Source organism: Kitasatospora sp. NPDC097605, from assembly GCF_040302725.1.
GTDB lineage: Bacteria > Actinomycetota > Actinomycetes > Streptomycetales > Streptomycetaceae > Kitasatospora.
Window position 1 is genome coordinate 1 of sequence record NZ_JBEOSF010000062.1, and the last position, 12,292, is coordinate 12,292.

Here is a 12,292-nt window from a genome sequence, read left to right on the forward strand (position 1 = left end):
CGCGCTGTTCGCGTTGGAGGTGGCGCTGTTCCGGTTGTTCGAGTCGTGGGGTGTGCGGCCGGACTTCGTGGCGGGGCATTCGATCGGTGAGGTGGCCGCGGCGCATGTGGCGGGGGTGTTCTCGTTGGAGGACGCGGCTCGGTTGGTGGTGGCGCGGGCCGGTCTGATGCAGGCCCTGCCCGGTGGCGGGGCGATGGTCGCCGTCGAGGCCACCGAGCAGGAGGTGCTGCCACTGCTGAGCGAGGCGGCGGGGATCGCGGCCGTCAACGGCCCGCGCTCGGTGGTGATCTCGGGCGAGGAGCCGGCCGTCCGGGAGATCGCCGCACACTTCGAGCGGGCGGGCCGCAGGGCGACCCGGCTGCGGGTCTCCCACGCCTTCCACTCACCGCTGCTCGACCCGATGCTGGAGGACTTCCGCAAGGTCGCCGAGACGCTCGACCACCGGCCGCCCACGATTCCCGTGGTGTCCAATGTGACGGGCCGGATCGCGACCGCCGCCGAGCTCACCGACCCGGCGTACTGGGTGCGGCAGGTCCGCGAGCCGGTGCGCTTCGCCGACGGCGTGGCCGCGCTGGCGGCCGAGGGCGTCACCACCTTCGTCGAGCTGGGCCCGGACGGCACGCTGGCCGGGCTGGTCGGGCAGTCGCTGGAGGAGCCGGTGACCGCCGCCGTGCTGCGCCGGGACCGCGAGGAGGTCCGCACCGCGCTGACCGCCCTCGCCCGGATCCACGTCCAGGGCCACCCGGTCGACTGGACCGCCCTGCTCGGCACCGGGCGACCCGCCGACGTCGTCCTGCCCACCTATCCGTTCCAGCGCAGCCGCTACTGGCTGGAGCAGGCCCCGCGCACCGCCGGCGCCGACAGCCTCGGCCTGGCCGACGCCGGACACCCGCTGGTCGCCACGGCGACCCGGCTGCCCGAGGGCGGCGCACTCCTGACCGGCAGCCTCTCCCTGGCCGGCCACCCGTGGCTCGCCGACCACGCCGTCCAGGGCACGGTGATCGTCCCCGGCACCGCCCTGATCGAGCTGGCGATCCGGGCCGGCGACGAGGTCGGCGCCCCCGTCCTCGACGAACTGGTCGTCGAGGCACCGCTGGTCCTGCCCGAACGCGGCGCGGTTCACATCCAGGTCGCCGTCCGGGAACCGGACGGCGGCGCACGGGCGGTCACCGTGCACTCCCGGCCTGCCGGGAGCGACCGGGAATGGACCCGGCACGCCTCCGGCGTCCTGCTCGACGGACCGGCCGCCCCCGGCGACCCGCTGACCGCCTGGCCGCCGCCGGGCGCGCAGGCCCTGCCGGTCGACGCGGTCTACGACGAACTGGCCGCCTCCGGACTCGTGTACGGTCCCGCCTTCCGGGGCCTGCGCGCCGCCTGGCGCAACGGCGACACCTTCTGGGCCGAGGTCGAACTGCCCGCCGAACAGCGGGAACAGGCGGGCAGGTTCGGGGTGCACCCGGCCTTGCTGGACGCCGCCGTGCACATCACCGCCCACCACGGCCTGACCGATACCCCGCCCGGCCGGAGCCGGCTGCCCTTCGCGTACACCGGCGTACGGCTGCACGCGGCCGGCGCCGGAGCCCTGCGCGTGCGCCTGCGGTACACCGGATCCGAGACGATCGCGGTCGACGTCGCGGACGGCTCGGGCGCGCCGGTCGCGTCGGTGGGGGCGCTGCGGGCCCGGCTGGTCGCCAAGGCACAGCTCGCCCCGCCCGGCGGCCGGGACCACGACGCGCTGTTCGAGCAGGCCTGGGTGGACCTCGACCTGCCGGCCGGCGCGGACCGGGCCTTCGACGAACTGCCGGTCTCCGCCGGGCCCGACGTGCTCGCCGAGGTGCTCGCGTCCGTGCAGGCCTGGCTGGCCGACGGGTCGGCGGCGCCCAGGCTGGCGGTGCTCACCCGCGACGCCGTCGAGCCGGACGGCGGGTCGCCGGACCTGGCGGTCGCCGCCGTCTGGGGCCTGCTGCGCTCCGCACAGTCCGAGCACCCCGGCCGGATCGTCCTGGTGGACACCGACGAGGACCCGGCATCGGCCCGGGCCCTGGCCGCGGCCGTTGCCACCGGCGAGCCCCTGCTCGCCCTGCGCGGCGGACGCGCGAGGGTCCCACGACTGGTCCGGGCGGCTCCGGCGGACGGCACGGTCGGCGGACGGCACACCGGGAAGGCCCCGGCCGGCGCGGGAGCCGGCAGTGAGGCCGCTGCGGTGCCGGGTGACGGTGACGGCGCCATGGCGTTCCCGGCTGCCGCGGGCTCCTCCGCGCTCCCGGCCGCCGGCCGGGCGTCCGGTGCGGTGCGGGGCCACGGGGGCGGAGCAGCGGTGCTGCCGCCCGCCGCCCCCGGCTGGGATCCCGAGGGCACGGTGCTGATCACCGGCGGGACCGGGGTGCTGGGCGGCCTGCTGGCCCGGCACCTGGTGACCGGGCACGGCGTGCGGCACCTGCTGCTGCTCTCCCGCAGCGGCCCCGACGCGCCCGGCGCGGCCGAACTGCGCGCGGAGCTCGCGGCGGCGGGCGCCCGGGTGAAGGTCGCGGCCGTCGACGCGGCCGACCGCGCGGCGCTGAAGGCCGTGCTCGCCGCGATACCGGCCGAGCATCCGCTGACCGCCGTGGTGCACACCGCCGGCGTGGTGGACGACGGTGTGTTCACCGCGCTGACACCCGAGCGGCTGGCCGCCGTGTGGGCCCCGAAGGCGGAGGCGGCCCGGCACCTGCACGAGCTGACCCGGGGCGACCGGCTGGCCGCGTTCGTGCTGTACTCCTCCGTCGCGGCGGTGCTCGGCGGCCCCGGCCAGGGCAGCTACGCGGCCGCCAACAGCTACCTGGACGCGCTGGCCGCGCACCGGCGCGCGATCGGCCTGCCGGGCCTTTCGCTGGCCTGGGGCCCGTGGGCGGAGGCCAGCGCGGTGACCGCGCACCTCACCGACGCGGACCGCCGCCGCGCGGCCCGGGCCGGCCTGCGGCCGATCGCCGCCGGGCGCGGCGCGGAGCTGTTCGACGCCGCGCTGGAACGGAACGCGGCCCACCTGGTGGCCGCCCCGCTGGACCTGTCCGCGCTGCGCGCCCAGCCCGAACCGCCCGCCCTGCTGCGGTCCCTGGCGCCCGCGGTACGGCGACCGGCGGCCCGCGCGGGCGCGTCGGGCGGCCCGGGCGCGGTGGCCGCCCGGCTGGTGGGCCTCGGTCCGGCGGAGCGCACCGCGGCACTGCTGGAGCTGGTCCGCACCGAGGTGGCGGCCGCGCTCGGCAGCGCGCCCGAGGCGGTCGTCCCGGCCCGCCCGTTCAACGACCTCGGCCTCGACTCGCTGACCGCCGTCGAGCTGCGCAACCGGCTGACCGCGGTCACCGGCCTGCGACTGGCCCCCACCGTCACCTTCGACCGGCCGGACCCGACCAGCCTCGCCGAGCACCTGTCCGAGCTCCTCGACGCCCTCGGCGACACCGCCGAGGCGCCCACCGCTCCGGCCGGCGGGGACGATCCGCAGCACCCGCTGTCCACGCTGTACCGGCGGCTCGCCGCCCAGGGCAGTTTCGTCGAGGCGTCCGCGTTGATCGGGGCGGCCTCCCACCTGCGCGGCCGCTTCCCGGCGGAGGACCGGTCGCGGCACGGGCTGGCACCGCTGCGGCTGGCCTCCGGGCCCGCCCCGCTGGCGGTGGTGGCGTTCCCCGCGCTGAGCGCGATCTCCGGCCCGCACGAGTACGCCCGGCTCGCCCACGCCTTCCAGGGCGAGCGCGACGTCTTCGTGCTGCCGTCGCCCGGCTGGGCGCCGGACGAGGAGCTGCCGGACGAACTGGACACCTTCCTCACCCTGCACACCGAGGCTGTGCTCGAACTGGTCGGCCCCGACCGGCCGTTCGTGATCGTCGGCCGCTCGATGGGCGGCTGCGTCGCGCACGCGGTCACCGAGCGGCTGGAGGCACAGGGCCGCCCGGTCGCCGGCCTGGTGCTGGTCGACTCGTACCCGATCGACAGCGCCGTGCGCGAGGGCATGGGCGAGTGGTGGCTGAACGCCATGCTCGGCGGGATGGTCGACCGGATCGCGCAGTACGACATGGTGTGGAGCGACGCCAGCCTCACCGCGATGGGCGGCTACAACACCGTGTTCGCCGGCTGGCGGCCCGGCCCGGTGGACGCCCCGGTGCTGGCCCTGCGCGCCGACACCCCGCTGCGCGGCACGGTCGTCGACCCGAGCGGCGAGCTGGACTGGCGGGCGTACTGGCCGGTCCCGCACGAGGTGCGGGACATCCCGGGTGACCACTTCACCGTTCTGGAGCACAACACCCCGACGACGGCACAGGCCGTCCGTGAATGGATCGAGACGAAGGAGCAGGCATGGTCGACCCGGTAGTCCTGGTGACCGGAGCGGCGTCCGGCATCGGCGAGGCGGTGGCCCGACTGTTCGTCGAACGCGGCCACCGGGTCGTGGCGGTGGACGTCGACGAGGCGGGGCTGCGGGCGCTCGCCGACCTGGACGGCGTGGCGACGCTGGCCGGCGACGTCGCCGAGGAGGCGACCGCCGTCGACGCGGTCGCGCTCGCCCTGGAGCGCTTCGGGCGGCTGGACACCGCCGTGCTGAACGCCGGCATCGGCGGCGGCGGGCCGCTGGAGGCACCCGGTGCGCTGGAGCGCCTCGACCGGCTGTACGCGGTGAACGTGCGCGGCGTGGTGGCGGGCCTGCGGGCCGCCGTCCCGGCGCTGCGCGCCTCGGGCGGCGGGTCGGTGATCGCCACCTCCTCGGTCTCCGGGCTGCGCGGCGACCCGGGCACCTGGGCGTACAACGCCACCAAGGCCGCGGTGATCAACCTGGTACGGGGCGCGGCGATCGACTACGCGGCCGAAGGCATCCGGGTCAACGCCATCGCCCCCGGAGGGACGGCCACCGCGATGACCGCCGCGCAGATCGCCGACCCCGGCTTCTCCGCCTTCATCACCCGCCGGATCCCGGCCCAGCGCTGGGCCGACCCGCGCGAACAGGCCGAGGTGGTGTGGTTCCTGGCCTCACCCGCCGCCTCGTACGTCACCGGGGTCACCGTCCCCGTCGACGGCGGCCTGACCGCCAACGGCGGCATCCTGCTGCCCCCGCAGAACCCCTCCTGACCCAACCAGTTGAAGAGAGACGACATGAGCATCGACGCGAACAAGGCCCTGGTGGAGCGCTACTACCACGAGCTGGTCAGCGAGCAGCGACTGGACCTGATCGAGGAGCTGATCGCCGAGGACGCCGCCGACGAGACCCGGGTCGGACCGGGTGGCTCCGGCACCCGCGAGGACTTCCGCGAGCACCTGCGCTGGCTGTGGCAGAACGTCAAGGACGTCAAGGCCACCGTGGAGGACCTGGTCGCCGAGGGCGACCGGGTGATCGCCTTCTGGCGGATCGAGGGCACCCACACGGGGCCGGTCTTCGGCGTCCCGGCCACCGGCCGGACGTTCAGCGGCTTCAGCATCAGCACGCTGACCATCCGGGACGGGAAGGTCGTCCGCTACAACGTGCTGCCGGATCGGCTCGGCATCATCCAGCAGCTCGCCCCCGCCGGTCTCTGACCCCGGACCCCTCGCCCCCGGGCCCGGTCGGCACCGCCGGCCGGGCCCTCGCCCACGTCCGCCAGGAGGCCGCCGTGACCACCGAGTTGACCCCGACCGACGCGGAGCAGCTGCGCCAGCTGCTGGCCCGCTTCTCGCACGCCTTCGACAACGCCGACGACGAGGCGCTCGGCACCGTCTTCGCCGCCGACGGGGTGATCGAACTCGCCCGCACCGGCGCGGTGTTCACCGGTCTGGCGCAGATCCGGACGTTCGCCCGGGAACTCGGGGCCGAGTCGCCCGACCACCAGACCCTGGACTCCGTGCTCACCCCCGAGGCCGACGGCACGGTCCGCGGGCGCAGCCGCTACCTGGTGCTGCTCGCCGACGGCGGCGTGCACAACGGCGAGTACCACGACCGTTACGTCCGCACCCCCGACGGCTGGCGGATCGCCCACCGCCGCTCGGTGCCGCGCTATCCGCTGCGCCCGCAGGGCTGACCCCAGGGGTGGGCTAGGGGTCGGGTAGGGGTCCTGGGGGCATCGCCGCACGGTTAGTTTTCCGGCATCAGCCCAGCTCAACCCCCTTCCTTCGCAACGGAGTCACCAGCATGGCCAGAACCGGGCCCCGTCCCCTCCCGCTGCTCGCGGCCGTCACCGCCGGAACCCTCCTCGTGGCCGGCTGCGGCTCCGACGGGACGGGCCCGGCGGCGGACAGCGCCTCGGCCGAGCCCGTCCAGGGCGGCTCGCTCACCTACGCCACCGACGTCGAGCCGATCTCCTTCGACATCCACGTCAGCCAGCAGGACGTCACCGGCGCCATCCAGCGCAACGTCTTCGACTCGCTGGTCCACCAGGACGCCAAGGGCGGGTTCCAGCCCTGGCTGGCCAGCTCGTGGGAGATCGGCCCCGACCTGAAGAGCTACACCTTCAGGCTCCGGGACGGCGTGAAGTTCACCGACGGCACCCCGTTCGACGCCGAGGCCGTGAAGGTCAACTTCGACCGGATCGTCGCCAAGGAGACCAAGTCCCAGTACGCGGCCGGCCTGCTCGGCCCGTACACCGGAACCGAGGTGATCGACCCGCACACCGTCAAGGTGTCCTTCAGCGAGCCGTTCGCCCCCTTCCTGCAGGCCGCGTCCACCGCCTACCTCGGCTTCTACTCGCCGAAGGCGATCAAGGAGAACGGCGCCAAACTGGGCGCGGGCGGGCCCGCCGACGTCGGCACCGGCCCGTTCGTCTTCACCGGCTACACCAAGGGCCAGAGCGCCCAGTTCAGCCGCAACCCCGACTACAACTGGGCCCCGGCCGACGCCGCCCACCAGGGTCCGGCCCACCTCGACAAGCTGACCATCCGCTTCCTCACCGAGGACTCGGTGCGCGTCGGAGCCCTGACCAGCGGCCAGGTCCAGGTCGCCGACCCGATCCCGCCGGCCAACGTCAGGACCGTCCAGTCCGACCCCAAGCTCAAGCTGCTCAGCACCGACGCACCCGGCGCCAACTACGCGCTGGTGCTCAACACCGCCAAGGCCCCGCTCGACGACCCGCAGGTCCGCAGGGCCGTCCAGCGCGGCATCGACCTCGACACCGACATCAAGAGCGTCTACTTCGACGTCTACAAGCGCGCCTGGAGCCCGATCTCGCCGACCACCCCGGACTACGACAGGTCCCTGGAGAACTCCTGGCCGTACGACAAGGCGGCCGCCGAGAAGGCGCTCGACGCGGCCGGCTGGACCGAGAAGGACGCGGCCGGCTACCGCACCAAGAACGGTCAGCGGCTCACCCTGGAGTGGCCGCTGCCGCCCGCCGAGTACGTCCGCGAGCAGCGCGAGACCCTCGGCCAGGCCATCCAGGCCGACCTGAAGAAGATCGGCATCGAGGTCACCCGCCCCCGGCTCGACATCGGCACCTACATCAAGAACGTGTACGGCGGTCAGGAGCACATCGCCGACTACAGCTGGGCCCGCTTCGACCCGGACGTGCTGCGGCTGTACTTCAACAGCGCCAGCCAGCCCGCCAAGGGCGGCCAGAACGCCACGTTCTACCAGGACCAGCAGCTCGACGAGTGGACCAACACCGGCAAGTCCACCTTCGACAAGGCCGTCCGCAAGGACGTCTACAGCAAGACCCAGCAGCGGGCCGTCGACCTGTCGCTGATCGTCCCGCTGTACGTCCGCACCGCCGTGGTCGGCCACTCCACCCGGGTCCACGGCCTCACCGCCGACCCCAACACCTGGCTGAACTTCCACGACGCCTGGCTCGGTCGGTGACGTGAAGACACCCGACCTGACGGTTCCCGCCCTGCTCCGCGGGACGGCACGACGGCTGGCCGGCGCCCTCGCGGTGCTCATCGGGGCCGCCACGGTCGCGTTCGCCGCGCTCCAGCTGATCCCCGGTGACCCGGTCACCGTGATGCTGGGCCCGGGCACCGCCGCCACCCCCGAGGTGAAGGCGCAGATCCGGGCCCAGTACGGGCTCGACCAGCCGGTCCTGGTGCAGTACCTGCACTACCTGGGCCGGCTGGCCACCGGAGACCTCGGAGAGTCCTACCAGCAGCAGCGGCCGGTCGCCGACCTGATCGGCGACCAGCTCGCCCCCACCGTCGAACTCGCCCTCGCCGCCATGTTCCTGGCGCTGGTGTCGGCCCTGCTCGCCGCCCTCGCCACGGCGGGGCGGCGCGGCCCGGCCCGCAGCGCGGGATCCCTCGCCGAACTGCTCGCCGTCTCCAGCCCCTCGTACTGGATCGGCATCCTGCTGCTCACCGCCTTCTCCTTCCAGCTGCGGATCTTCCCGGTCGCCGGGGACCAGGACCTCTCCGCCCTGGTGCTGCCCGCGGTCACCCTCGCCCTGCCGCTGACCGGCGTGCTCGCCCAGGTGCTGCGCGAAGGCCTGGAGACCGCCCTCGGCCAGCCGTTCACCCTCACCGCCCGGTCCCGGGGCCTCGCCCCCGTAGCCGTCCTGCTGCGCCACGCCCTGCGGCACGCCGCCGCCTCCGCCCTCACCCTGACCGGCTGGCTCACCGGCTCGCTGCTCGGCGGCGCCGTCCTGGTGGAGAGCGTCTTCGGCCGTCCCGGTATCGGCGCGCTCAGCCTCCAGGGCACCACCAGCAAGGACATGCCGCTGGTGGTCGGCCTGGTCCTGCTCTCCGCGCTGGTGTTCGTGACCATCTCCATCGCCGTCGACCTGCTGTACCTCGCCATCGACCCCCGACTCAGGAAGCGGTGACCCGTGGTCCGACCTCGCGCCGCGCTGCGGCTGACCGGCCGCGCCGCCCCGGCAATCGCCGCCGCTCTGCTCGTCCTGATCGTGCTCGCCGCCGTCGCCCCCGGCCTGATCGCCGGGGCCTCCCCGCTGGAGACCGACCCGGTCGCCGCGCTCACTCCTCCGGGCAGTGCCCACTGGTTCGGCACCGACCAGCTCGGCCGCGACCTGTTCGCCCGGGTGGTCCACGGCACCCGGCCCTCGCTGCTGCTCGGCCTCGGCGCCACCGCGCTCTCGGTGGCCGGCGGCGCCGCCCTCGGTCTGGCCGCCGCACTCGGCGGACGCGCCGCCGACCAGGTGCTGATGCGGGCAGCCGACGTGCTGCTCGCGCTGCCGCCGATCCTGCTCGCGCTGCTCGCCGTCACCGTGCTCGGCACCGGCTCGGTCAATGTGATGATCGCCATCGCGATCGCCTTCGTCCCCGGCTACGCCCGGATCGTCCGCGCCGAGACCCTGGTGGTCCGCCGCTCCGGCTACGTCGAGTCCGCCGTCGTCCTCGGTGTCCCGCGCCCCGTCCTGATCGTGCGCCACGTCCTGCCCAACGCCGTCGGGCCGATGCTGGTCCTCGCCACCGTCGGCTTCGGCGCCGCCCTGATCGCCGCCTCGGGCCTCAGCTTCCTCGGCCTCGGCCCGCAGCCGCCGTCCCCCGAGTGGGGCGCCATGCTCTCCCAGGGGCGCAGCTTCCTCGCCACCGCCTGGTGGATCGGCGTCTTCCCCGGCGCCGCCATCACCCTCACCACGCTCACCGTCAACGCCGTCGGACGCCGCGCCCAGCGCCGCTTCACCCGGAGGACCGCCGCATGACACTCCTCGCCGTCGACGGACTGGACGTGCGCTTCGGCGGCGTCCACGCCGTCCGCGACGTCTCGCTCACCCTCGACCGGGGCGAATGCCTCGCCGTGGTCGGCGAGTCCGGCTCCGGGAAGAGTGTCACCGCCCGCACCCTGGTCGGCCTCACCGGCTCCGGCGCCACCGTCACCGCCCGCGCCCTGCACTTCGACGGCACCGACCTGACCCGGCTGAGCGAACCCCGGTGGCGGGCCGTCCGCGGCCGCCGGATCGGACTGGTCCTGCAGGACGCCCTCACCTCGCTCGACCCCCTGCGCACCGTCGGCGCCGAGGTCGCCGAACCCCTGCGCGTGCACCGCCTCGCCCCGCGCGCCGAGCGGCCCGCCCGGGTTCACGACCTGCTCACCGGCGCCGGCGTCCCCGACCCCGAGCGGCGCGCCGCGCAACACCCGCACCAGCTCTCCGGCGGGCTGCGCCAGCGCGCCCTGATCGCCTCCGCGCTGGCCGGCGAACCCGACCTCCTGATCGCCGACGAACCCACCACCGCCCTCGACGCCACCGTCCAGGCCCAGGTGCTGGACCTGCTCGACGCCCTGCGACGCTCCGGCACCGCATTGCTGCTGATCAGCCACGACCTGTCGGTGGTCGCCCGGCTCGCCGACCGGGTCGCCGTGATGTTCGGCGGACGGATCGTCGAGACCGGCCCCACCGAAGGGCTGCTCGCCCGGCCCCGGCATCCCTACACCAGGGCACTGCTCGCCGCCGTCCCCGGCGCCCGCACCCGCGGCCGCCGGCTCTCCGGCCCGGTCCCGGCCACCGACGGGCCGCCGCCCGGCCCCGACGGCTGCCCGTACGCGCGCCGCTGCCCGGCCGCCGACGCCGTCTGCCGCGCCACCGTGCCCCCGCTCGACGGCCACGGCACCCGCTGCTGGCACCCGGCCTCCGACACCCTCACTCCGGAACCCGTCGTCACCCCGCAGAAGACGCGGTCGACGGACCGCGAGGAGCGGCGGCGCCGTCCGGACGCCGCCACGGGGGAGACGCTGGTCGAGGTCGACGGAGTCTCGAAGGCCTACCGGGGCCGGCCCGTCGTCGAGGAGGTGTCGCTGCGGCTGGACGCCGGGGAGACGCTCGGCCTGGTCGGCGAGTCCGGCTCCGGCAAGACCACCCTCGCCCGCATCGTCCTCGGCCTGGAGGAGCCCGACACCGGGGCGGTCCGCCTCGACGGGCAGCCCTGGAGCGGCCTGCCCGAGCGGCACCGCCGCCCCCGGCGCTCACACATCCAGGCCGTCCAGCAGGACCCGCTCTCCTCCTTCGACCCGCGCTGGACGGTGGCCCGCGTCGTCGGCGAGGCCCTCGCCCGCACCGGCATCCCGCGCGGCCGGGCCCGCACCCTGCGCACCACCGAACTCCTCGACCAGGTCGGCCTGGCCGCCGCCCTGCTCGACCGGCGGCCCACCGAACTCTCCGGCGGCCAACGCCAACGCGTCGCCATCGCCCGGGCGCTCGCCTCCGGCCCGCGCATCCTGGTCTGCGACGAGCCGGTCTCCGCGCTGGACGTCTCCGTCCAGGCCCAGATCCTCGACCTGCTCGAAGACCTGCGGCGGGACACCGGCCTGGCGGTGCTGTTCATCTCGCACGACCTCGGTGTGGTCCAGCATCTCGCCGACCGGGTCGCCGTCATGCACGACGGCCGCCTGGTGGAGACCGGCCACGCCGAGGAGCTCTTCGCCCGCCCCGCCGCCGAGTACACCCGCCGCCTGCTCGCCGCCACCCCGCTCGGGGCCGGCGCATGACCGGGAGCCTGCTCGCCATCAGCGACCTGCACATCGGGTACACCGAGAACCGGGACATCGTGAAGGACCTGCGGCCGGAGTCGGCCGCCGACTGGCTGATCGTCGCCGGCGACGTCGCCGAACGCTTCGACGACGTCGCGTGGGCCCTGCGCACCTTGCGCGGCCGGTTCGCCGAGGTGGTCTGGGCCCCCGGCAACCACGAACTGTGGACCCTGCCCGACGACCCGGTCCAACTGCGAGGCGAGGCCCGCTACCGGGCACTCGTCCGGCTCTGCCGCGAACTCGGCGTGCACACCCCTGAGGACCCGTACCCCGTCTGGAACGGCCCCGGTGGCCCGGTCACCGTCGCGCCGCTGTTCCTGCTCTACGACTACACCTTCCGCCCGCGCGGCACCGCCACCAAGGCCGAGGCGCTGGCCGCCGCCCACGCGGCCGGTGTGGTCTGCACCGACGAACTGCTGCTCCACCCCGACCCGTACCCCGACCGGGACAGCTGGTGCCGGGCCCGGATCGCCGAGACGGAACGCCTCCTCGATGCCCGTGACCCGGACCTGCCCACCGTCCTGGTCAACCACTTCCCGCTCCGCCGTGATCCCACCTACCTGCTGCGCCACCCCGAGTTCGCCCTGTGGTGCGGCACTGAGCACACCGCCGACTGGCACCTGCGCCACGGTGCCGCCGCCGTGGTCTACGGCCACCTGCACATCCCGCGCTCCACGGTCGCGAACGGCGTGCCGTTCGAGGAGGTCTCGCTCGGCTACCCCCGCGAATGGGCGCCGCGCGGCGCGCCACTCGGTCCGCGCCGCATCCTGCCGAGGGGGCGCGTTCCGTTGGACACCGCACGGGCCGCGGGCATCGGCCCGGCGCCCACATGACCAGCCCGTCACGAAGCCCACCGCCGTGGCGACACCGCTCTGACGTAGGGCTTCGAAG

Annotated in this window: 9 protein-coding genes; all 9 read left to right on the forward strand. The window is 75.0% G+C overall.

Features of this window, described 5'->3' with window-relative positions; translation table 11 throughout:
* The coding region (locus ABTX81_RS38180; protein WP_350555293.1) for an SDR family NAD(P)-dependent oxidoreductase at positions 1-4,342 on the forward strand (4,342 nt) is incomplete at its 5' end.
* The gene (locus ABTX81_RS38185) at positions 4,327-5,091 is read left to right on the forward strand and encodes an SDR family NAD(P)-dependent oxidoreductase (RefSeq protein ID WP_350555295.1); all 765 of its coding nucleotides are present in this window, start codon (positions 4,327-4,329) and stop codon (positions 5,089-5,091) included. The genes ABTX81_RS38180 and ABTX81_RS38185, both read left to right, overlap by 16 nt.
* A 24-nt stretch (positions 5,092-5,115) precedes the next feature.
* A complete protein-coding gene (locus ABTX81_RS38190) occupies positions 5,116-5,535 on the forward strand; it encodes an ester cyclase (RefSeq protein WP_350555297.1) in 420 nt (139 codons plus the stop codon).
* Between the two features lie 74 nt (positions 5,536-5,609).
* The gene (locus tag ABTX81_RS38195) at positions 5,610-6,014 is read left to right on the forward strand and encodes a nuclear transport factor 2 family protein (RefSeq protein WP_350555299.1); all 405 of its coding nucleotides are present in this window, start codon (positions 5,610-5,612) and stop codon (positions 6,012-6,014) included.
* Positions 6,015-6,124: 110 nt separating this feature from the next.
* Positions 6,125-7,783, forward strand: a complete 1,659-nt coding sequence (locus tag ABTX81_RS38200) for an ABC transporter substrate-binding protein (RefSeq protein ID WP_350555301.1) — start codon at positions 6,125-6,127, stop codon at positions 7,781-7,783.
* A 1-nt stretch (position 7,784) separates the two neighbouring features.
* Positions 7,785-8,738 (forward strand): ABC transporter permease, encoded by a 954-nt coding sequence (locus tag ABTX81_RS38205; RefSeq protein WP_350555303.1) that lies wholly within the window; start codon positions 7,785-7,787, stop codon positions 8,736-8,738.
* A gap of 3 nt (positions 8,739-8,741) precedes the next feature.
* Positions 8,742-9,578 (forward strand): ABC transporter permease, encoded by an 837-nt coding sequence (locus tag ABTX81_RS38210; protein WP_350555305.1) that lies wholly within the window; start codon positions 8,742-8,744, stop codon positions 9,576-9,578.
* Positions 9,575-11,359, forward strand: a complete 1,785-nt coding sequence (locus ABTX81_RS38215) for a dipeptide ABC transporter ATP-binding protein (protein WP_350555307.1) — start codon at positions 9,575-9,577, stop codon at positions 11,357-11,359. The genes ABTX81_RS38210 and ABTX81_RS38215 overlap by 4 nt, the downstream gene beginning before the upstream one ends.
* Complete coding sequence (locus ABTX81_RS38220; RefSeq protein WP_350555309.1) at positions 11,356-12,234, forward strand: metallophosphoesterase family protein; 879 nt, start codon at positions 11,356-11,358, stop codon at positions 12,232-12,234. Before ABTX81_RS38215 ends, ABTX81_RS38220 begins: the two co-directional genes overlap by 4 nt.
* Positions 12,235-12,292: the final 58 nt, after the last annotated feature.